Origin of the sequence: Sulfitobacter noctilucicola (genome assembly GCF_000622385.1) — a bacterium.
Taxonomy (GTDB): domain Bacteria; phylum Pseudomonadota; class Alphaproteobacteria; order Rhodobacterales; family Rhodobacteraceae; genus Sulfitobacter; species Sulfitobacter noctilucicola.
In genome coordinates, this window is record NZ_JASD01000008.1 from 2,226,876 (window position 1) to 2,249,031 (window position 22,156).

Here is a 22,156-nt window from a genome sequence, read left to right on the forward strand (position 1 = left end):
AAATCTAACAGGGAGATGGGTAGAAGCATATGTCAGGAACAGATGAACTGATCCGCCAATACGAGGCCCGGCTGGCCGCGTTTGAAGAGCGGCTTCGCAAAATGGAAACGACTGGCGGCTCTGCCACCGCAGCCCTTGCGCAACCGCGCCGGCGCAGCACAGGCGGTACGGGTTTACGGCTTGGCGTTGATGTGGGCGGCACCTTTACCGACCTGTTGCTGCTAGATGAAAAGAACGGGCGCACGATTACCGCCAAGGTGCCATCAACCCCTTCGGACAGCTCGATCGGTGTTCTGAACGGTATCGAAAAGATCTGCCGTACCGCTGGCATCGATCCCACAGACATCACCGAAGTCCTGCATGGCACCACAGTTGCGACCAACACGGTTCTTACCAGTTCCGGCGCTCTTGTCGGTTTGGTCACAACCAAGGGGTATCGCGACACATTGCAGATTGCGCGGTCTTTTGTGCCCGGCGGCCTTGGTGGTTGGGTCATCTGGAACAAGGCAGAACCACTCGCACCACTTGAGCTTACGATTGAAGCGGACGAAAGGATGGATGCGCAGGGCAACGTTTTGGTGCCGCTGGACGAGGCGCAGCTCAGACGTGATCTCAAGGAGCTGCTGAATTCAGGGATCGAAGCCCTGACGATTGCGCTTTTCAACGGATATACCAACGACGCACATGAACGCCGCATCGCCGAGATTGCACAGGAAATAGCACCGAACATTCCGGTCTCGACTTCCGCTTCTGTCATGCCGGAGATGTATGAATACGAGCGTACAGAGACAACGGTCGTTAACTCCTACGTGCGCCCTGTGGTCAGTAAGTATGTGCATAACCTTCAAAGCGAACTGCGCCGCCGCATGGGCGACGATGTGCTGTTGCAAATCTTGCGGTCTGATGGCGGTCTAAGCTCGGCTCAGGCAGCGATGGAACAGCCGGTCAACCTGTTGATGTCGGGTCCGGCGGGCGGTGTGTCGGGCGCGCTCTGGATTGCCAAGCAGGCGGATTTCAAGAACCTTCTGACGTTCGACATGGGGGGCACGTCTACTGATGTGGCGCTTATCCAGAATGGTGTCGCGCGAACCCGCCGCGAAACACGGGTTGGCGATGTCACGGTCCGCGCGCCGTCGATTGACGTGCGCACGGTGGGTGCCGGTGGCGGTTCTATCGCATATGTGCCCGAGCTGACCAAAGCGCTGCGCGTGGGCCCGCAATCCGCGGGTGCCGATCCGGGGCCTGCCGCCTATCAAAAGGGTGGAGTGGAGCCAACGGTGACGGATGCCAATGTCGTGCTGGGCTATCTGCCGTCTGACGCCAAACTGGGCGGTGATATGGAGATCAGCCGTCCCAAGGCGGAAACAGCAGTCAAGACCATCGCGGATGCCATCGGCATCTCGGTCGAGGATGCCGCTGAGGGTATCATCAAGATTGTGAATGAAAACATGTGCGGTGCGCTGCGGCTTGTGTCGGTTGAACAGGGCTATGATCCGCGTGATTTCGCATTGATCGGCTTTGGTGGTGCTGGACCTCTTCATGCCAATGCGCTCTCCCGCCTTATCAACTCTTGGCCCACGATCATTCCGCCCGGACCCGGCGTTCTGTGCGCCTATGGCGATGCCACGACACGCCTGCGCAACGAAGCGACCCAGACCTATGTGACATCGGTCAGTGGCACGAGCGACGCAGAAATATCCGGCATGCTGAAAGACCTTGAGGACAGCGCAGGTGAGGATCTTACCGCCGAAGGTGTCGCCCGCGATGAGCAGGACGTCTTTTACCAGATCGATATTCGATACAAAGGGCAGGGGATGAAACTGACGGTTGACGTCTCTCCCGAAGACTTCGCGCGTGAAGGGCTGAAAGGTGTCGCATCTCGCTTTGATGCGGAGCACGAGCAGCTCTTTACCTTTGCCTTGGATGCAGAACACGAACTGGTCGGTCTACGGGCGGTCGTTCAGGGGGCCGAGAAGAACTTCATCAACACAGAAGGGGCGCGGGGCGCCAAAAGCGCCGAAGCGGCCAAGGTCACCAAGACGCGCATGTACGCGGATGCAGCGTGGCACGATGCCTTCATCTACGACCGAAGCAAACTTGTTCCGGGGAACGAGGTTCAAGGGCCCGCTGTGGTGACTGAGATGGACAGCACTTCGGTCATTCTGCCCGGTCACGTGGGCGAGATTGACGATGTCGGTAACATTCTGATCTGGCCCGCCGGTCATTCCAGAAACCGCTAAGACTTAGGAGAGAAAACAATGGTTGCACAGATTATAGAAGCAAATCCCACACCGTTCTCCCGTGTCGATGTGGACCCGATCACGCTGGACATCGTGGAAAACGCACTGCGCAATGCCCGCAACGAGATGGACGCGGTTCTGTTCCGCACCGCGATGAGCCCGGGCATCCGCGAACAGCACGACGCCTTTCCGCTGATTGCCAATCAGGAAGGCAAGATGGTCGTCGGCCAGTTTGGCAGTTTCCTGTATGGCTTTATGGAAGGCTACGAAGGTACGGTCGAGGATGGCGATATCTTTATCACCAATGATCCGTATTCCTGTGACGGTGCGGTTAGCCACCTGAACGACTGGTTGCTGATGATGCCCATTTTCCACGAGGGCAAACTGGTAAGCTGGGCCGCGATGTTCGGCCATATGACGGACGTAGGCGGCAAGGTGCCCGGATCACTGCCGACAGATGCCAAGATGATCTACGAGGAAGGCATCATCATCCCGCCGACCAAGATTTACCGTGGTGGTGAATTGCAAAACGAATTGCTGAACATCCTGTTACACAACACCCGGATGCCGGAATGGAACAAGTCCGACTTCTTTGCCATCATCGCGGGCCTGCGTCTGGCCGAACGTCGCGTGCGCGAAAACATCGAACGCTTTGGCACTGACATCTATATCTCCGCGATGTGGGACATGCTGGACCGCAACAAGGCAGCAATGGGCGCAATCATCCAGATGATTATCCCCGAAGCGGTCGATGGCAAGAAGGCATACTTTGAGGATTGGATCGACGATGACGGCATGGGCAACGGCCCTTACAAGATCGCCTGCCATCTGCACCGCGAAGGCGAGATTGCCTATTTCGACTTCACCGGATCGGACCCGCAGTCGTTTTCATCCATCAACTTTCTGTTGAACGAAGAGATGTTCAAGATGTTCTTCGGAGCGTTCACGATTAATCTTTTCGATCCGCAGATCCTGTTCAATGACGGGTTTTATGATCTGGTAGATGTGCACATCCCCGAAGGCTGTATTCTCAAACCGCAAAAACCGGCGGCATTGTCGTGCCGGACACACATGTTGGGCCGTATCTTCGATCTTATGGGCGGCTTGCTGGGGCAGGGCGCACCTGATGCGCTGAATGCGGCCGGCTTCTCGGACAGCCCGCACTTCATGTATTCGGGTTTCGACAAGGATGGTGATTGGTACCAGCTTTTCCAGATCGGCTTTGGTGGTGTGCCGGGGCGCCCTGCGGGCGACGGGCCGGACGGACATTCAATGTGGCCTGCCTTTACGAACGTACCGAACGAATTCCTTGAGGCGTACTTCCCCCTGCGCATCCGCGAATATGCGACCATTCCTGACAGTGGCGGCGCAGGTGTGCACCGTGGCGGCAACGGCATTACCATCGCGTATGAAATGCTTGAGACGGGCGAAGTATCTATCCACGACGACCGTTGGTTGACCTATCCCTGGGGCGTCAACGGCGGTGAGCCGGGTCTGCGTTCCACCAAACGGCTGGTACGTGCGGACGGGACAGAGGAGAACATACCCTCCAAGTGCGACCGCATCGCGGTTGAGCCGGGTGATATTCTGTACTTCAACACATGGGGCGGCGGCGGCTGGGGTAACCCGTTGGAGCGTGATCCCGAACTGGTGCTCAGGGACATGAAGCGCGGATTGGTCACGGTCGAGGGGGCTAAACGCTACGGCGTGGTTCTGAAATCGGGTGGCGTGGATCAGGCGGCAACAGCCAAACTGCGCAAGACGATGGAAGGCCAACGTGGTGAGCCGGAACTCTTCAGCCGCGGATTTAGCTCAATCGAAGAGCTCAAAGCCCGCTGCCTCAAAGAGACAGGTTTCGAGCCACCGATGACGCCGAAGTTTCGCGGTCAATACGCAAGGGCTGCGGAATAATGGCAGGCGCGCTTGACAAGAACTATGAGAAGGCAGGCTATCATGCCCGTCAATCATGGGGCCACCGGCCTGCGCTGGTGCTGATCGACTTTGCCAAGGCATATTTTGACCCCGACGCCCCGCTTTTTGGCGGGCAGGGATGCCAGACTGCGTTGGAAAACTCTGCGGTGCTTGCGGATGCGGCACGTGCCGCAGGCGTGCCTGTGGTCTTTACCGAAGTCAAATACCAGCCAGGCGGAAGCGATGGCGGCGCATTCTATGCCAAAGTGCCCGCACTTTCTTGTTTCGACGCAGGAACCGAAACCCAAGAGCTTGCCCCTCCTCTTGAGATGAAAGAAGGCGACATCCTGATCACAAAGCAGTACCCCAGCGGATTTTTTGGCACCTCGCTGGCGTCTACGCTGCACTTTATGAAGGTGGACACGGTGCTGCTTTGCGGGGTGACAACGTCGGGCTGCGTGCGGGCCACCTGCATCGACAGCATCAGCCACGGCTTTGTCACGCTGGTGGTCGAGGACGGCGTGGGCGACCGCGCCGAGGAACCGCACCGCGCCAACCTCTTCGATATGAGTGCCAAATATGCGGACCTGCTGAACACGCAGGACGCAATAGCCTATTTCAAGAACCTAAAAACATAACCAAAGGGAGAAACGACAATGAAATATCTTATGACCGCTGCTGTTGCAGCCCTTGGTCTGGCAAGTCCTGCGCTCGCCGATATGGACGCGGCCAAGGCGGTAATCGAAAAATACAGCCAGCTTCCCACGTTTGATGCGCCGGGCGAACCGTTTGATGCAAAAGCCTGCATGGCAGACAAGAAGATGTTTGTCATTCCGCTGACCAATGCCAACCCGTTTAACGCCGCGATCTCTCAGGGATTTGTCGATGCAGCCGCCATGGTCGGTTTCGAGCTGCGCGATTGGGAAACACAGATGGACCCCGCAGGATGGATCCAAGGCATCAACACAGCTGTTGCAGAGGGTTTTGATCTGATCGACATGCAGGGTGGTTTGCCACCAGAGTTTCTCGTGCCACAGATCACCGAGGCAAAGGCCGCAGGCGTCAAGGTGACAGCGACCCACAACTGGGATGCGACCACTCAACAAACTCCGGAATTTATGGATGGGGCCGCGAACACGGACTACGTGACCATCGGACAGATCATCGCGGCATGGTCGATTGTACAAACTGGCGGCAAGGTAAACGCGCTGGTTCTGGGCCCTGATGAGATCACACCAACCGCCCCGCTGCGTGATGCAATCTTGGGGTATCTCAAGGACAACTGCCCAGATTGTACAACCAAGTACATTAATGTGCCGGTGAACGACTGGGCAACACAGGGGCAGCCCGCCGTGCAAAACGCGCTTCTGGCTGATCCGTCCATCAACTACGTGCTGCCGGTCTACGATTCCATGTCACAGTTCATCGTGCCAGCGATCCAGATCGCAGGATCCAGCGCCAAGATTGTCAGCTACAACGGCACACCCTTTGTGCTCGACATGATGCGCGATGGGGACATCGTCGAGATGAACGTCGGAGAAAGCCTTGGCTGGGTCGGTATGGCCGGTGCGGATGCGAATATGCGTCTGCTCTGCGGTCTTGATCCGGTAACAAAGCTGAACACCCCGGCGTTTATTTTTACCGATGAAAACGTCGAGACAGCAGGCAATCCGGCGACGTTCAATGATGGGTATGGCGATGTCCACACCGCTGGCTTCAAGGCGCTTTGGGGCCTCGAGTGAGCCTCACCTCACACTCTCGCAGCATCCCCGATGGGGGTGCTGCACTTGAGATCACGCACCTGTCCAAACGTTTTGGCGGCATGCTGGCCCTTGATGATGTATCGCTGCATGTTTCGCGCGGCGAAGTGCATGGCCTTTTGGGGTCAAACGGGTCGGGAAAATCCACGCTGATCAAAGTCTTGGCAGGCTTTCATGATCCTGAACCGGGCGCGGAAATCCGTCTATACGACCAGCGCCTGACATTGCCGGTTTCAGGCGCGCATGCGCGAAATATGGGCCTCGCCTTTGTGCATCAACACCTTAGTTTGATCGGCTCTCTTTCTGTGACCGAAAACCTGTTTCTCAACAAGCTTGCGACCGAAGACCGGTGGCGCATCAACTGGCCCGCGCTGCACCGCGATGCGGCAGAGATCTTCGCACGCTTCAACCTCGCGCTTGATCCGCGCAGCGAGGTCGCCTTTCTGTCACCGGTGCAGCAGGCGCTATTGGCCATCGTGCGCGCCTATGAAGAGGTGCGTCAGGCCAGCAAAGATCACGCCGACCGCCCCGGCGTTTTGGTTTTGGATGAGCCGACACCGTTTCTGCCGCGCGCTGGCGTAGAGCAATTGTTCGGGCTGGTGCGCCAATGCACTGCCCTTGGAGCCAGCGTCATTTTTGTCAGTCATGATGTAGATGAGGTGCGCGAGATCACGGACCGTGCCACCATTCTGCGCGACGGCAAATTGATTGAGACGGTTGATACCGTACAAACCTCGCATGACGGATTTGTAGGACGCATCATCGGGGGGGCGCTTGAGACTTACGGCGGGCATGCCAAGACGCTCAAAAATGTCGAACCGTATGTCACGGTAAGCGATCTGACAGCACCCGGTATCGGTCCGCTGAGTTTCGACGTGGCAAAGGGCGAAATCCTCGGCCTGACGGGACTGATCGGTTCGGGCTGTGACGATGTCCCTGCCTTGATTTACGGCGCACGGGAGGCCACGGGCGGGACAGTGTTACTTGACGGTCGCCGCATGCCCGCCATGGCGCTTTCGCCTGAGAAGGCACTGGGCTGGGGCATGGCCTATCTTCCCGCAGACCGTTTGGGTGCGGCTGGTGTCGGCTCCTTACCGGTGTGTGAAAACATCGCGTTGCCGGTATTTGACCGGCTCAGACGCGGCTTTGGTCTGATGTCCTCGACCATCGAAAAACACGGGCTTGAACAGGGAGCGGGGGCAGGGGTCAAACCCAATGTGCCGGTGTTGCCGCTTGCCGCTTTGTCGGGTGGCAATGCGCAGAAGGCGCTTATGGCCAAATGGCTGCAGACCACCCCACGCCTGTTGTTGCTGGATGAGCCGACACAAGGCGTCGATGTGGGGGCACGCCAGCAGCTATGGGATGCGATGGACCGTGCGTCAGATGCAGGGACCTCAATCGTGATCGGATCGACTGACTATGACCAGCTGGCCCAGATCTGCCACCGCGTGCTGATATTTGCACGCGGCGAGATCGTGGCCGAACTGAAGGGCGACGCCCTGACCAAAGAAAACATTGCCGAACATTGCTACCGCTCTGTGACAGAGCTGGCCTGAGGATGCATATGGACCACACAAATACTGATGACCGCGTAGCAGCGCTTGAGGCGCGTATCAGGGATCTGGAAACCCAGACAGCCGCGCGTTCTGTCAAACCAGAATTCGAATGGAAAACATGGGCCGAGAAATACGGGCTGCTGATCGCGTGGATCGCGGTGATAATCATTATGGGTGCCTTCAAGCCTGCACAGATGTTTGCATGGAATTCCTACGCCACGATGTTGGGTTCAAATGCGATGGTGGTGGTGCTGACCCTCGCGCTGATCATACCGCTCACAACAGGTGATTTTGATCTGTCGGTTGCGGCGACTATGGGCCTCAGTTCGATGGTAATCGCAGTGCTCAATGTGAAAATGGGCTTGCCGATCTCAAGCGCGATCATCGCAGCATTGTTAACGGGCGTGGCGGTTGGCATCGTAAACGCCTTTTTCATCATATACTTCGGGGTGTTTTCGCTCATTGTCACCCTGGGGACAGGTTATTTTATCTCCGGCCTGATCTTGTGGGTCGCCGACAGCGGTACCGTGGCAGGTGTATCCATGAGCCTGATCAAAGCGGTCATTCTCACGCGGTTTTTGGGCATTCCAGTGGGGTTTTATTACGCGCTGCTGCTGACAGGCGCGATCTGGTATTTGTTCCAATATACGGCTTTGGGACGGCGGATGCTTTTTGTGGGACGGGGCCGGGAGGTGGCGCGGCTATCGGGCGTGAACGTGAACCGGATGCGGGCAGGCGCACTTATCGCATCCTCTACGCTCGCGGCGTTTGCTGGTGTGCTTTACACAGGGATGCGCGGCGTCGCGGACCCGTCATCAGCGCTGGCCTTCCTGCTGCCTGCATTTGCCGCGGCTTTCCTTGGATCGACCACGATTTATCCCGGCAGGTTCAATGCACCTGGGGCCTTTGTCGCTGTCTACTTTTTGTCGACAGGTATCATGGGGCTGAACTTTCTGGGCGTGGACAGCTTTGTGCAGAACCTCTTTTACGGGGGCGGGCTTGTGCTGGCGGTGGCGATTTCACAGCTGATCCGGGGCAGAAAGTCGATGGACTGACGGATCATGGCACAAGTGAACAAGGTTGTGCGGTCCGTGAACGCGCCAGGAGAGACGCTGTGCGTCGATGTATTCATGCGCCCCGACGCAAGCTTCGGCTTCGAAGAGTTCCGCCGCGATCCCGAAGACGGGCGCGGCTGGTATCCGGTAGGTCATCACAGCGCAGAGGTTTTCAAGACGGCCGAGGAGGCGTGGGGCCGGGCGGTACAGATCGTCACATGGCTGGATGCGTCATCCGATTGAAGTACCGCCGTTTTTGCGCGAGACATTAATGACAGGTTTTGCTGCACCGACTTGCGACAAAGGATAGTCAGATGACCCCCACTTCTGCGGATACGATCACCCTTCCTGCAGCCGAAGACTGGAACGATATCCGCGACGCGGTGGCGAAGCTATGCGAAGACTTCCCCAACGCATATTGGAACGCTTGTGATAAGGCGGATGAATATCCGACAGAGTTTGTCAGGACACTGACCGCGTCGGGATTTCTGGCCGCTCTCATTCCCGAAGAATTTGGCGGGTCCGGTCTGCCGCTATCTGCGGCATGCGCGGTTCTTGAGACAATCCATGAGCGCGGATGCAATGCCGCAGCGTGTCATGCGCAGATGTATACGATGGGAACCGTTCTGAAACATGGATCAGATGCGCAAAAGCAGGCCTACCTGCCCAAGATCGCCAGCGGGGATCTGCGTTTGCAAGCCTTTGGCGTGACAGAGCCGACAACAGGAAGCGATACGACCCAGCTCAAGACACGAGCCGAAAAGCAGAGCAACGACACCTATGTAATTAATGGCCAAAAAGTCTGGACCAGTCGTGCGTTCGAATCCGATCTGATGCTGCTTTTGGCGCGCACTACGCCAGCGGCAGAAGTGAGCAAGCGGTCGGACGGTATGTCGGTGTTCTTGGTCGATATGCGTGACGCGCTCGGCAAGGGGTTGGAGCTGCGCAAAATCGACGCGATGATCAATCACAACACCTGCGAGGTCTTCTTTGATAACCTCGAAATTCCTGCCGACACGCTGGTGGGCGAAGAGGGCAAGGGTTTTCGCTATATCGTCGACAGCATGAACGCAGAGCGCATTCTGATTGCCGCCGAATGTATAGGAGATGCCAAGTTCTTTATTCGTAAGGCGAGTGAATACGCAAACGAGCGCAAGGTTTTCGGCGGTCCGATCGGGGCCAATCAGGGCATCCAGTTCCCTATCGCACAGGCTTACGCGCAGGCGCAGGCGGCGGAGCTGATGGTGCGCAAGGCGGCAGCCATGTTTGATGCGGGTCTGAAGGCGGCGGCAGAGGCGAACATGGCTAAATTACTGGCAGCGGATGCGTCATGGAACGCCGCAGAGGTCTGTATGCAGGTTTATGGTGGTTTCGCCTTTGCGCGCGAATATGGCATCGAGCGGAAATGGCGTGAAGCCCGGCTCTACCAGACAGCGCCGATCTCCAAGAATATGATCCTTGGCTATTTGGGCCAACACGTGCTGGGCTTGCCACGCAGCTATTGAGCGTGGCGTGCGGCCTTTACTGGCCGCCTGATCCACGACGGGAAGAGGCGTACTGCTCCGATCCTTCATAGTAGGCGTCAAATCCGATTCGCTCGCGCAGCTCTCCAAAGTCCATAAGATCGGGGCGGGTCCCGCAGCGCATGTCGCGCAAGGTCGTAACCATCGCCTGCATGGCAGATGCCATGAGGGTCAGCGGGTAGGTCGCGATGGAATATCCGATTTCATGCAACAGCTCGATGGGCAGATCAGGGGTGTCGCCACCTTCAACGATGTTTGCCATCTTGGGGCCGGGCAGGGCACCGCAGACATCGCGCATCTCGGACTCCGATGTCGGGGCTTCGACAAACAGAATGTCGGCACCGAGTTCGGCAAAGACTTCCGCACGCGCAATCGCTTCACCCAGACCGTGCTCATACCGGGCATCGGTCCGCGCAAGGATCAGGATGTCGCCGCCTTTTTCGCGCAGGGCCTCGCGTTGATCGACGGCGGCACGGATACGGTCAAAGGCTTCATCGCGGCTGACCACTGCCTTGCCCGGCGTATGGCCGCAGCGTTTGGGAGCAAGCTGGTCCTCGATCATCACAGCAGCGCAGCCTGCCTTGGCGAACCCCGCAACCGTGCGGCGTACGTTCATTGCGTTGCCATAACCGGTATCCCCGTCCCCGATCAGGGGAATATTAATCGCACTGGTGATATTGTTCACCTGATCGACAACCTCGCCATAGCTCATCAGGCCCAGATCGGGTTCACCCAGACGGCTGGCGGAAGCGGCGAAACCCGACATGAAGGTCAGTGCATAGCCTTCCTGTGCAATCAGTTTGGCCGACAACGCGTCAAAACAGCAGGGCATCATGTGGCATGTGTCCTGCTCTAGCAGGGCGCGCAGGTTCTGGGCTTGGGTCACTGGGTCACCATTTGAAAGGGATGTACAAGGCAAGGTCGGGAAAGACATATAACACGCCGACGGTCACTAGCATGAGCGCCAGAAAAGGCCAGACCCCGCGTGCCACATCTGCAAGGCTGGCTTTCGCGACCGACTGGATCACATAGAGGTTCAGACCGACAGGCGGCGTAATCAACGCGCATTCCACCATGATGACCATGTAAATGCCGAACCAGATCGGGTCAAAGCCAAGGCCAAGGGCTGCGGGTAGTAAAACCGGTGTCATGATCAGGATCATCGACAACGCTTCGAACACCAATCCCATCAGCAACAACACAATGGATACCACGATGATAAACTGCAGCGGGCCGTCGATAGTCTGCGCCAGAAAGGCGGATATGTCCTGCGGGATGCGGTAGAGGGCGATGGCCTTGCCGAAAACCTTGGCACCCGCGACAATCAACAGGATCGCGGCAGTGGTAATCGCGGATTCCATGATTGCTTCCCGTAAGGCGGCCCACGTAAGGGTGCGCAGCCAGAACGCTGTGATGACCAAGGCGGCAGCACAGCCGACGGCCGCCGCTTCGGTGGGCGTGAAGGCACCGGAATAAAGCCCGATGATGACCAGCAGGGCCAAGGCCACCGATGGCAGAGCCCGTCTGGAGGCGGACATCCGCTCTGACATACTTGCTTTTGGCACATCGTCAAAATTGCCGGACAGACGTGCGTGCACCATTGCAAAGACAATAAAGAGGGTAACAAGAACCAGCCCCGGTCCGATGCCTGCAAGAAACAGCGCGATGACGGATTGTTCGGTGACAAAGCCATAGACGATCATCGGGATTGAGGGCGGGATCAGAATACCCAGCGTGCCGCCTGCCGCCAGCAGGCCGTAGACAAATCGTTTATCGTATCCTCGATTGATCATCTCGGGGATGGCGACAGTACCGATGGTGGCTGCTGTTGCCACGGACGATCCGGAAATGGCTGCAAACAGACCACAACTGATAATCGTCGCCACAGCCAGCCCGCCGGGCCAATGTCCGACCCAGGCCTGCACCGCTGCAAACAAATCACGCCCCACGCCGCCTTTCAGCAGCAGGTTCGACATGAGCAAAAAGAGCGGCACAGCCAGCAGAATGAAGCCGTCCAGCGTCGACAGAATGGATTGCGGTGCCATCAGCGGAGAGAACCCGCCGAGCAGCAACATGCCCAGCCCCATGCCACCAAGGGCAAAGGCCACGGGTACGCCCAACAGAAGAAGGACAAAGAGCGTAATCAGGATGAGAATAATTGTCATTCGTGCGTGGCTCCAAGGCTGGTGGTGTCAGAGCCGGGCAGTTGCACAAGTTCAACCACCCCCTGCAGCATCAAAAGGCCGAACCCGATCGGGACGGAAGCCTCGGCTATCCAAAGCGGGTAATTCAGAAGCGAACCGGTCAAACGCCCCCGGACAAAACTGTCATGTGCGATGTCGTAGCCCCAGAAGGCCACGATGGCCGAAAACACAACGATGACAGCCAGTGCTATGAAAGCGCAGGCTTTTTGCGCATTGTAGGGCAGCAAGGACGTGACCGCATTCACCGTAATATGGCGGCGCAAAGTCAATAGATACGCCATGGCCAGAAGGCATCCCCAGATAAGGCAAAGCTGGCTCAACTCTGCGGCCCAAATGGTCGGGCGTATGAAGAAATACCGAGCGATCACCTCGTAGGTTAGCATCACGCCGGTAGCGGCCAGCAGAACGGCACCCACGGTGCAAGCGATCCGCGACACGAATGTAATTGTATTCATAGAAACCTCGTACGGACGGCCAAACGGGCCGCCCGCATCTTGTTGTATTCAGCTATGCGTCAGGAGCCGCTCGCGACACCCAAAGCGTCGAGGATCTTTTGCCCTGTCTCGCCTGTGGCTTCGAGGTACTGATCGATCACCGGCTGCGATACCTGCTGCCACGCGGCAAGCTCTTCGTCGCTCAGTTCGACAACGGTCATGCCATTCTCTTCCGCGGCAGCATAGGCATCCGCTTCGATCTGGGTCATGCGATCACGCACATCGTCCTGCGCTACCTTTGCAGCATCACGGATATGGCCACGTGTTTCGTCATCAAGCCCGTCCCACCAGTCGTTGTTCACAACGACGATAAACTCGATATCGGCGTGGTTGGTCTTGGTGATTGTGTCCATGACTTCCCAAAGCTTGCGGGATTTTACGCCCGACACACCGGTCATGCCCACATCAACTGTGCCGCGCTGATAGGCCAGATACTGTTCCGATCCCGAAATCATTGTGGGGGCACCACCAGCTGCACTGACAAAATCGCCAAGCGTTTTGCCAAAAACGCGGGCTTTCTTTCCCACCATGTCTTCGGGTGTGCGGATCGGGCCGCCCTGTGACAACAGGATCGCGCCGCCATAAGCCTGCCAGTAAAGAACCTGACCGCCGGTCTTGGCAATCTCTTCCTCAAGTAGTGTGCGGACAGCAGAGCCTTCGGCCACTGCCGCACGCACTTTTTCTTCGGTGTTCAAAAGGAACGGCATGTAGAACACGTCGACGGCAGGCACATCACCCACATAGCGCGTCAACGAGGCTACGCCTGCCTCAATCGCGCCGGAGCCAACAGCGGCAGGCACCTCTTTGTCTTTGTAAAGCGTCGCACTGTCGTAAATCTCGACGTCAATCGCACCGCCTGTGCGGGTCTCGACTTCTTTTTCGAACAGCACAAGGTTTTCGCCGAGGTGGCTTGTCAGGGGCAGCTGCAGCGAAATGCGCATTTTTTCTTGTGCCACTACGGCCGTACCCAGAACGGATACACACAGGGCAGTTGCAATCGTTTTGTTAAACATCTTATTCCTCCCAGTAATTCAGATAATCAGACTACAAGCGTGCTCTCATTTGGCAACTATGGATTGCCTTTCTTTTTCGCGCTCTGCGCAAAGAGCATGCGCTACATAATTTGCGGTTTGCCTCCTTTATCGTCGCGTGCGGCACCCGGATCATCGGTGTTCCAAAGCCGCGCGATAAAGCGCGCACCGGTTATGCCATCCGCCGCATCCGACACCAGCCAAAGCGCTGGTGCGCACATGATCGAGGGGGACAGCAGATTGCCATCCGCCCCTTTTTTATCGGGGCCGGGCGGCAACAGATCTGTATCTGCGGCACCTCCCGGCAGAAGAACGTTCACGTCCACACCTGTACCTGCCAAATCAGCAGCCCAAACCCGCGATGCCGCTTCAAGAAAAGCTTTGCTTGGCCCGTAGGGCGCATAACCTTGTCGCACCATCGTCTGGTCCGAAGTGGAGATGTTGATGATCTTGCCAAAGCCCTGCGCCATCATATGTGGAACCGCCGCGCGGGCCATCAGGAACGGCCCGTTTACATTGGCATCCACAATGCGCGCCCAAGCCGAGCTGTCTGCCTCCCAGAACTTGGTGGGACTGGTGTTGAAGGTCTCTGATACAAGGCGCATGCCGATGCCTGCGTTGTTGATCAGAACGTCGATTCTGCCAAATTTAGCGACGGTTTTTGCCACCGCGTCTTCCGCAGCGTGTTCGTCAGTCACATCAGCAGGCAGCGCGATGGCTTCAGGGCCAAGCTGCGCCAGAGTGTCGTCCAAAGCATCAGACGCAGCGGCTCCGGTGATCGCCACTTTCGCGCCCGCCTGCGCTAATGCGATGGCCATTTCACGCCCCAACCCGCGTGACCCACCGGTGATCAGCACGACCCGATCCTGTACCAAAGGCTGCGTCATGGCATGTATCCTCCGCCGTTGATCCACAAAACCTGTCCGGTCATGAACGCGGCGTCTTGTCCCAGTAAAAACAAAATTGGGCCCACCACGTCGTCAGGCGTGGCAATGCGCCCCAAAGGCGTGGCCGCCGCCACCGCATCAAGATCGACGGCAGGGGCCGTCTTGGCGCTGCGTCCTTCGCCGCCACGCAGAAATGCGGTGTCAACCGCACTTGGCCCCACTGCATTGATGCGTACATCCGGTGCGGCCTCCAATGCGAGTGTCTTTGTCAGGCTGATCATTCCGGCCTTTGCCGCCGCATAAGGCCCAAACCCCGGACGCACATGTGCGCCCAATCCTGAGGCCACATTCACCATGGCCCCTTTGCGAGAATGGAGCAGGGGTAGTGCTGCCTGAGCTGCCAGAAATGCGCCCCGCAAGTTGCCGGTCATCACCTCGTCAAACGCGTCTAATGGCGTTTTCACCAAGGGACCGTGCGGTGACATGAAACCCGCGAGATTCACGAAGCCATCCAGTGGTCCAAGATCTTTAAAGGCATCCGTCACAGACGCGGCATCTGCGATATCGATTTCTTTGGACAAAACACCCTTTGGTGGAGGATGCGCCGCGAGGGATGCGGGCAGGTCTAGGATGGTCACATCCCATCCTTCGTACACCGCGCGTGAGGTCAGGGCCCGACCGATGGCACCGGCACCGCCCAGAATTGCAAGTTTCTGCGTCATAATCGCTATCCTGCTACCTCTGACAGATTTGTCCAGACAAATTTTCCTTGACCCTTCCGGCGTCACACGTACCGTTAGGGCAGAGCCGCAGGAGGGACATCTATGAAAATCGAAGACCGTGTATTGATCGCCGGGGCAGGTCCTGTCGGATTGGTCGCTGCTGTTTCCCTTGTCGAGAACGGCATTCCCGTCACCGTACTGGAGGCGTCTGCCGATCTTGCAGTGGACCTGCGTGCCTCAACCTTCCACCCGCCGACGATCGATTTTCTGGACCGTCTGGGCCTTGCCGACGGATTGATCGCACGCGGTATCAAATGTCCGCTGTGGCAGTTCCGCGATCGCAAAGAGGGCGAAGTGGCGACATTTGATTTGGGCATTTTGAAGGATGAGACAAACCATCCCTACCGTTTGCAGGCTGAACAGTGGAAACTGACCGAAGCGGCCCGCGCGCGTCTTGAGGGTGATCCAAACGCCGATCTGATTACCGACATCGTTGTCGAAGAGGTCGCACAGGATGCGGACAGCGTGACAGTTACGGCTCGTCGCAAAACCGGTGAGGTTGAAAAGTTTCGGGCGGCTTACCTCATTGGCGCGGACGGGGCACGCTCAACCGTGCGCAAATCCACCGGTGTCGAATTTCCGGGTTTGACGATCCCCGAGATTTTCTTGTCGCTTTCGACCCCGTTTCGCTATGATGAGGCGATCGAGGGGCTTGCGGACATTTGCTATATCTCGGACCCCGAAGAATGGCTGGTGCTGCTGCGCACGCCAACGCTTTGGCGTGTTCTTTTTCCGACGGACCCCAACCTGAGCGATGAGGAAATCCTTGATCCTGCTCGGATCGAACAACGGATGCAGGATTTGCTGCCCGGAGAACCCTATGAAATTGCGCATAAAACGGCCTACCGTGTACATGAACGTGTAGCCGAGCAATATGTGCATGGCCGCATCTTTCTGGCCGGTGACGCGGCACATTTGAACAATCCGTTGGGTGGTATGGGCATGAATGGCGGTATCCACGATGCGGTCAATCTGGCCGATAAGCTGACGCAGGTCTGGCAGGGAGCGTCGATTGATCTGATGGGCCGCTACAACAGACAGCGCCGTAAGGTGGCGATCGAAACGGTGCAGGCACAAGCGCTGCGCAACCGCGCTGTGCTGAACGAAACCGATCCCGCAAAGCGACAAGCTTACCATGATGAACTGCGTGCGACGGTGGATGATCCACAAAAACATATGGCTTACGTAATGCGTTCTTCGATGATCCAGTCTTTGCGCGATCTTGAGGATGTGTCATAGCAGCAGGATGTCCTCCACTGAGCGCACCCGCAAAACGCCACGCTACCTCGAAGTCTTCAAACTGATCCGCGCCGATATCGACACCGGCAAGGTCAAGGTCGGCGACCTGCTGCCCAGTGAAGCCAGCCTTTGTGCCCGCTTTGATGTCTCGCGTTTCACTGTACGCGAAGCTTTGCGCCGGCTTCAGGCGGATGGAATGGTGTCGCGCACCCAAGGGGCAGGGAGCCGCGTTCTGCGCACCACGCCTTCGGGCGTCTATGTCCAGAACTACCGTTCGGTGTCAGAGCTGTCGCAATATGCGGCAGAGACGACGCTTGATCTGCTCAAATCCGAAGACACGATCCTTGATGCAGACATGGCAGTGCGTCTGGGCCGGACCGAAGGGGAAGAATGGGCTCTGCTGACCGGCTTGCGTCGCACGTCAGAAGGGACCGCACTTGCCCTTGTCGAAAGCTATGTGCCCGCAAGGTTCAAGGATATTGCGGCTGAGCTGGCGCAGGGCGAGGGGGCCATTCACATAGGACTTGCCGAAGCCGCCGGTACCGCCATTAGCCATGCCGAACAGGAAACCCAAGCGCTACCGGCCCCGTATCATGTGGCAGATGCGCTAGACCTTCCTGAACACACGCCCGTGCTGCGCATCTTGCGCCATTACATAAGTGGTGAGGGGCTCTTGATCGCTTCGTTCAACTGGCATCGTGGCGGTGACAGCTACATCCACCGCACGCGAATCACGCTGGAGGCAGAGTGACGAACCTGTCAGCCCTGCGCCCATTTGCGATCAAATTCCCAGACATCCTCAAACCCCATCAGCTTGCTGAAGGCTTCGAAATCTTCAAGCTTGGCCCCTGACACATCGCCCTTTTCGGCAAGTGTTCCGTAGGCGTCCTTGAGCGCCTGACCAACCGCAAGAAAACCCAGGGCAGGGTGGATGCCGATGGCGAAGCCCAGACGCGCCAACTCGTCAGAAGGCAGCACAGGCGTCATTCCGCCCGACACCATATTTGCTAGTGTCGGCACGCCGATACGGTCTGTGATCAGCTTCATTTCATCGACGGATTCCGGCGCTTCGACAAAGACCACGTCGGCACCGGCACTGGCGTATGCTTCGCCGCGGCGCAGGGCTTCGTCCAGGCCCAGTGTGGTGCGGCTGTCGGTGCGGGCGATGATCAGTAAATCTGCGCTCGACCGTGCGTCGCATGCGACCCGTATCTTGGAGACCATGTCTTTCATCGGGACCACGCTGCGGCCCGGCGTATGCCCGCATTTCTTTGGGTATTCCTGGTCTTCGATCTGGATGGCGGTCACACCTGCGGCCTCGTATCCGCGCACCGTGTGGCGCACGTTCAGCAAGCCGCCGTAGCCTGTGTCGGCATCTGCGATAACGGGCGTCGATGATCCCTGAACGATCTGGCGGATGCGGCTTTCCATGTCGGTATAGGTCATGATCCCCGCGTCCGGCAGACCCATATGAGAGGCTGCCAGCCCGTACCCCGTCACGTAGAGCGCAGAAAAACCCATCCGGTCCGCCACCAGAGTCGAGATCATGTCGAATACACCGGGCGCGGTGATGAACGCGCCTGCGTCCAGCATCTGTCTGAGTTTCGGGTCGGCCATCTCTATGTCTCCCAACATCATTGCGAAGGTGATTAATCCTGCGGCACATCGCCGGATTTCTTCTCTGCATAATGGGGGAGACGATCCCGCGTCAATAATTTGTCCAGACAAATTCTTGACGCAGAGGCAAATGCTGTATCTTATCGTTGAAAAGGTGTTGTGAAAGCAGGGGAACCGCAATGTCAAAGGACGCAAGAGGATGGCGCTGTAAGTTTGCGGTGGTTGCTCCGTCGACGAACACAATCGTCCAGCCGGACATGGATGACTTTCGTGTGCGGGGCGTCACAAATCACTTTGGCCGGATCTATGTTCCCAATATGAAAGTCGGCAATGACGAGGAATTCGTAGCACTTGTCGATGCCATTGGTGCCACGCTTTACGACGCGGTCGACCGCTGCACTACGTCGGAGCCTGACTATTTGATCATGGGCATGTCCGCGCTGATGTTCTGGGACGGCCGTGCCGCATCTGAAAAACGGATGCAGGAATTATCGGATCATTGCGGGCTGCAAGTCTCAGCAGGGTCATTCGCTTGCGAGGCGGCGCTTAACCTGACGGGTGCAAAGCGGATTGCGGTCATATCCCCCTATTTCCCGATCTCGGATAAGAACGTGACACTGTTCTTTCAGGACTGCGGTTTCGAGGTTGTCCGCTTTCGTGGATTGAAATGTTCAAGCCCCGTGGCGATTGCACAGGTGCAGGAAGATACTCTGCGCGCCCATGTGGCTGAGATGGATGGCGACGATGTGGACGCTTTTGTTCAGGTGGGCACCAACCTGAGCATGTGTGCACTCAGCACCGAGCTTGAAGCCGAATACGGAAAGCCATTCGTGGCGATCAACGCGGCAACGTATTGGCACGCCTTGCGTGCCATGGGGATCAATGACCAGTTTTCCGGCCACGGTCCTTTGTTCGAAAAACACTAATATAAAAACAGGGAGAAATAATATGTCATTCAAGTATTTAGCAGGCGTCACAGTTGCGCTGACCCTTGGTGCGACCGCCGTCGCCGCCGAACTTGCGGCGCTGGGCTCCACCGCGCGGGGCGGCACAAGCCAGATCGGCCGTTCCCTTTCGGCGGCAATCTCCGAAGCGGGCGATCTACAGATGCGACCGCAGGAACTGGCGAATACCGCCGACTATATTCCGCTGGTCAATGCCGGTGAGATCGAATTCGGCATCGCGAACGTGGTTCAGCTGACCTATGCGATCACCGGCACCGGCATGTCGGAAGGACGCCCGAACGATAACCTGCAGATGGTTGCCACGCTGATGCCGTTTCGCAGTGCCTACATTGTGCGCAAGGATAGCGACATCCAGACCCTCGCTGACCTGAAGGGTAAGCGGGTTCCGGTTTTCGCGGACAAAGCATTGGGCGACTATGTGACTCGTGGATATTTTGCCAATCAGGACATGAGCCTTGATGACGTCGAAGGCGTCGCGGTGCCGAACTTCCCGCGTATGTGGGCCAGCTTTGCCGAAGGCTCCGCCGATGTGGCCATCGTTGTTGTAGGTGCCGGTAACAGTCGTGAATACGATGCATCTTTTGGCATTCGCTATCTCTCCTTCGATGATAGCCCCGAAGCGCTTGAGCGGATGCGGGCTTTGTTGCCGCAAAACTATTTGCAGGAAATGCCTGCAGGCAGCGTTCCGGGCATCGAGAAGCCGACGAATGTGAACGTCTTTGACTACACCCTGTTTGCGGGCAAGGACGTCTCTGAGGACATGGTCTATGACGCCGTGAAAGCGATCTGGGAAAAAGAAGCAGACCTGCTGGCCGGCGGTCCTTTCTGGAACGGGTTCACCAAAGAAATAATGAGCAAGGACGTAGGGCTTGAGTATCACCCCGGTGCAATCAAGTTTTACAAGGAAATGGGCGTCTGGCCTGAATAGAAAGGTCTCTGACCGGTGAGCGATCAGTCCTCTCAAACCGCCCGGCGTATTAGTCTGTCCGTTCCGGGCATTCTGGCGGCGCTAATCACGCTTACCTCTGTCTTCTGGTCCTCGGGGGCACCCCTGTGGATCGGTTGGCGGGTCTATTCGGAACAGGTGCTGATCTGCGCACTGGCCTTTGCTATGGCGGTGGCTTTTCTGACCCGCCCGTCTGGCCCGAAATGGGTGTCGCGCGGGGCGGCAGTCGCTTCGCTCTGCTTTGGCGCATGGCTTTCCGCAAGATTCCCCACGCTGTCTGAGAACGTGTTTTACCACCCGACAGAGGCGTTGATTGTATCGGTCATCGGCTTTGTCCTGCTGCTGGAGGCGGTCCGCCGCACCATGGGATGGAGCCTGATTGTCATCCTTGGCTGTGTGTCTCTCTACGCACTTTTCTCAAGCAACTTCTCTGGCCCGTTGCAAAGCCGTTCGATCGCGCCGGACCGACTGCTTACATTTCTGATGCTCGACAGCGCGTCGCTCGCCGGGGCCGCACTGTCTATCGCTGTGGCGGTGGTGGTGCCGTTCCTCATATTGTCACAACTGCTGCTCGCCACTGGCGGATCGGCGTTCTTCTCTGATCTGTCACTTGCGCTTGCCGGACACCGCCGTGGCGGGGCAGGCAAGATCGCAATCCTTGGCTCCGCGTTTTTCGGCTCCGTTTCTGGCAGCGCTGTGTCCAATGTGGCCTCTACAGGCGCAATCACGATCCCGATGATGAAGGATTGCGGCTACCAACCGAAAACCGCAGGCGCGATTGAGGCTGCGGCCTCGACCGGGGGGCAACTCATGCCTCCCATCATGGGGGCGGCGGCGTTCCTCTTGGCCGAAAACCTGCAAGCGAGTTACGTCGACGTGATGCTTGCAGCGCTCATCCCCTCTATTCTCTATTATTTCAGCCTATTCGCCTTTGCTGATCTTGAAGCGGGCAGGCGCAACATCTCCCCCGTCGCCAAAGACCGCATCCCGTCTAAGGGCAGTGTGCTGCGTAAAGGATGGTACGTCTTTGCACCCTTTGTTGTGCTTCTGGTGGGGCTTTTCGCCTTCAACCTGCGCCCTGAGACATCCGCGCTTGTCGCGATCATTGTGCTGTTGGGATTGTCGCTGGTGCTGACCTACGATGGCAGTAAACTGAACCTCAGAATACTGCTTGATGTCATCGTCACATCCGGTCGTGCCGCTGTCGAAATCATCCTGATTTGCGCCATCGCGGGCATGATTATCGGCCTTGTTGCGCGCTCCGGTCTGTCCTTCGGGCTTGGCTTTTTCCTCGTTCAGCTTGGCCAGTCCAGCCTGCTGTTGCTGCTGGTTGTCACAGCACTTGTCTGCATCGTTATGGGCATGGGGCTGCCGACCGTCGGGGTATACCTGCTGCTGGCATCGCTCGCCGCGCCGCCTCTGGTAGAGCTTGGTCTGCAGCCCATGGCAGCACATCTTTTCGTGCTCTATTTCGGGATGCTGTCGATGTTGACCCCGCCTGTTGCCATCGCCGCGTTTGTGGCGGCAAACATGGCCAAGGCACCGCCCATGGCCACCGGCATAGAAGCTGTACGCATTGCATGGCCTGCCTACGCCATCCCGTTCTTCTTTGCGGCATCGCCTGCGTTGCTGTTTGACGGCCCGCTGTGGCTTGTCGCGGTGACAGGCGTCAAGGCGGCAGTTGGTGTCTATGCGACCACAGGTGCCATCACCGGCTTTATCAGCCGCCGGTTATCTTCGCCCGAGCGCGTGATTATTGCCCTCGCAGGTATCGCAATCCTGTGCCCGTGGGAGGTCTTTGACGGCGCAATGTGGCTGAATGCAGTAGGGATCGGTGCGGCGCTCGCAGTCGTAATGCTGACCCCGAGACGTGTGGCGACTGACTAGAGGTAGGACGGCCATGCAGAAGTGCGCAGGCCTTTTGTGCGCGTGTTTTTAAGGCCCAG

The 22,156-nt window shown here is 57.6% G+C and carries 20 protein-coding genes; 13 read left to right on the forward strand and 7 right to left on the reverse strand.

Annotated features, from left to right (window positions below):
* Positions 1-29 precede the first annotated feature (29 nt).
* From Z946_RS0114570 to Z946_RS0114605, 8 genes are all read left to right on the forward strand, one after another.
* Entirely contained in the window at positions 30-2,240 is a 2,211-nt protein-coding gene (locus tag Z946_RS0114570; protein ID WP_025056464.1) for a hydantoinase/oxoprolinase family protein, read from the forward strand.
* 18 nt (positions 2,241-2,258) lie between these two features.
* Positions 2,259-4,151 carry a hydantoinase B/oxoprolinase family protein gene (locus tag Z946_RS0114575; protein ID WP_025056465.1) on the forward strand — a complete coding sequence of 631 codons (1,893 nt, stop codon included), beginning with the start codon at positions 2,259-2,261 and terminating at the stop codon, positions 4,149-4,151.
* Complete coding sequence (locus Z946_RS0114580; RefSeq protein WP_025056466.1) at positions 4,151-4,789, forward strand: isochorismatase family protein; 639 nt, start codon at positions 4,151-4,153, stop codon at positions 4,787-4,789. Before Z946_RS0114575 ends, Z946_RS0114580 begins: the two co-directional genes overlap by 1 nt.
* Positions 4,790-4,807: 18 nt before the next feature.
* Positions 4,808-5,893 carry a sugar ABC transporter substrate-binding protein gene (locus tag Z946_RS0114585; RefSeq protein WP_025056467.1) on the forward strand — a complete coding sequence of 362 codons (1,086 nt, stop codon included), beginning with the start codon at positions 4,808-4,810 and terminating at the stop codon, positions 5,891-5,893.
* Entirely contained in the window at positions 5,890-7,467 is a 1,578-nt protein-coding gene (locus Z946_RS0114590; RefSeq protein ID WP_025056468.1) for a sugar ABC transporter ATP-binding protein, read from the forward strand. The genes Z946_RS0114585 and Z946_RS0114590 overlap by 4 nt, the downstream gene beginning before the upstream one ends.
* An 8-nt stretch (positions 7,468-7,475) precedes the next feature.
* On the forward strand, positions 7,476-8,522 hold the full coding sequence (locus Z946_RS0114595) for an ABC transporter permease (protein ID WP_025056469.1): 1,047 nt from the start codon (positions 7,476-7,478) through the stop codon (positions 8,520-8,522).
* A 6-nt stretch (positions 8,523-8,528) separates the two neighbouring features.
* A complete protein-coding gene (locus Z946_RS0114600) occupies positions 8,529-8,765 on the forward strand; it encodes a hypothetical protein (RefSeq protein WP_025056470.1) in 237 nt (78 codons plus the stop codon).
* Positions 8,766-8,836: 71 nt separating this feature from the next.
* Positions 8,837-10,027, forward strand: a complete 1,191-nt coding sequence (locus Z946_RS0114605) for an acyl-CoA dehydrogenase family protein (RefSeq protein ID WP_025056471.1) — start codon at positions 8,837-8,839, stop codon at positions 10,025-10,027.
* A 16-nt stretch (positions 10,028-10,043) separates the two neighbouring features.
* Here the strand turns inward: Z946_RS0114605 and Z946_RS0114610 are convergent, their stop codons facing one another.
* The 6 genes from Z946_RS0114610 to Z946_RS20755 all read right to left on the reverse strand — a co-directional run bounded on the left by Z946_RS0114610 (position 10,044) and on the right by Z946_RS20755 (position 15,383).
* Positions 10,044-10,931, reverse strand: a complete 888-nt coding sequence (locus tag Z946_RS0114610) for an isocitrate lyase/PEP mutase family protein (protein WP_025056472.1) — start codon at positions 10,929-10,931, stop codon at positions 10,044-10,046.
* Between the two features lie 4 nt (positions 10,932-10,935).
* A complete protein-coding gene (locus Z946_RS0114615; protein WP_025056473.1) occupies positions 10,936-12,210 on the reverse strand; it encodes a TRAP transporter large permease in 1,275 nt (424 codons plus the stop codon).
* Complete coding sequence (locus tag Z946_RS0114620; protein WP_025056474.1) at positions 12,207-12,704, reverse strand: TRAP transporter small permease; 498 nt, start codon at positions 12,702-12,704, stop codon at positions 12,207-12,209. Before Z946_RS0114620 ends, Z946_RS0114615 begins: the two co-directional genes overlap by 4 nt.
* Before the next feature lie 59 nt (positions 12,705-12,763).
* Positions 12,764-13,756 (reverse strand): TRAP transporter substrate-binding protein, encoded by a 993-nt coding sequence (locus Z946_RS0114625; protein WP_025056475.1) that lies wholly within the window; start codon positions 13,754-13,756, stop codon positions 12,764-12,766.
* A 101-nt stretch (positions 13,757-13,857) separates the two neighbouring features.
* Positions 13,858-14,661 (reverse strand): SDR family NAD(P)-dependent oxidoreductase, encoded by an 804-nt coding sequence (locus Z946_RS0114630; protein ID WP_037969218.1) that lies wholly within the window; start codon positions 14,659-14,661, stop codon positions 13,858-13,860.
* Positions 14,658-15,383, reverse strand: coding sequence for an SDR family NAD(P)-dependent oxidoreductase (locus Z946_RS20755; protein ID WP_052836105.1), 726 nt, complete (start codon positions 15,381-15,383; stop codon positions 14,658-14,660). Before Z946_RS20755 ends, Z946_RS0114630 begins: the two co-directional genes overlap by 4 nt.
* Positions 15,384-15,485: 102 nt before the next feature.
* Here Z946_RS20755 and Z946_RS0114640 point away from each other — a divergent pair, with 102 nt between their 5' ends.
* On the forward strand, positions 15,486-16,682 hold the full coding sequence (locus tag Z946_RS0114640; RefSeq protein WP_025056477.1) for an FAD-dependent oxidoreductase: 1,197 nt from the start codon (positions 15,486-15,488) through the stop codon (positions 16,680-16,682).
* A gap of 7 nt (positions 16,683-16,689) precedes the next feature.
* Positions 16,690-17,433 carry a GntR family transcriptional regulator gene (locus Z946_RS0114645; protein WP_025056478.1) on the forward strand — a complete coding sequence of 248 codons (744 nt, stop codon included), beginning with the start codon at positions 16,690-16,692 and terminating at the stop codon, positions 17,431-17,433.
* 8 nt (positions 17,434-17,441) lie between these two features.
* Here Z946_RS0114645 and Z946_RS0114650 read toward each other — a convergent pair whose 3' ends face one another.
* On the reverse strand, positions 17,442-18,299 hold the full coding sequence (locus Z946_RS0114650) for an isocitrate lyase/PEP mutase family protein (RefSeq protein ID WP_025056479.1): 858 nt from the start codon (positions 18,297-18,299) through the stop codon (positions 17,442-17,444).
* Positions 18,300-18,556: 257 nt separating this feature from the next.
* On the opposite strand from Z946_RS0114650, the gene Z946_RS0114655 reads away from it, so the two are divergent.
* From Z946_RS0114655 to Z946_RS0114665, 3 genes are read left to right on the forward strand one after another with little or no spacing between them, the layout of a single operon-like run.
* On the forward strand, positions 18,557-19,225 hold the full coding sequence (locus Z946_RS0114655) for a maleate cis-trans isomerase family protein (protein WP_206537785.1): 669 nt from the start codon (positions 18,557-18,559) through the stop codon (positions 19,223-19,225).
* Between the two features lie 22 nt (positions 19,226-19,247).
* On the forward strand, positions 19,248-20,192 hold the full coding sequence (locus tag Z946_RS0114660; RefSeq protein ID WP_025056481.1) for a TAXI family TRAP transporter solute-binding subunit: 945 nt from the start codon (positions 19,248-19,250) through the stop codon (positions 20,190-20,192).
* A 15-nt stretch (positions 20,193-20,207) separates the two neighbouring features.
* On the forward strand, positions 20,208-22,097 hold the full coding sequence (locus Z946_RS0114665; protein WP_025056482.1) for a TRAP transporter permease: 1,890 nt from the start codon (positions 20,208-20,210) through the stop codon (positions 22,095-22,097).
* Positions 22,098-22,156 lie beyond the last annotated feature (59 nt).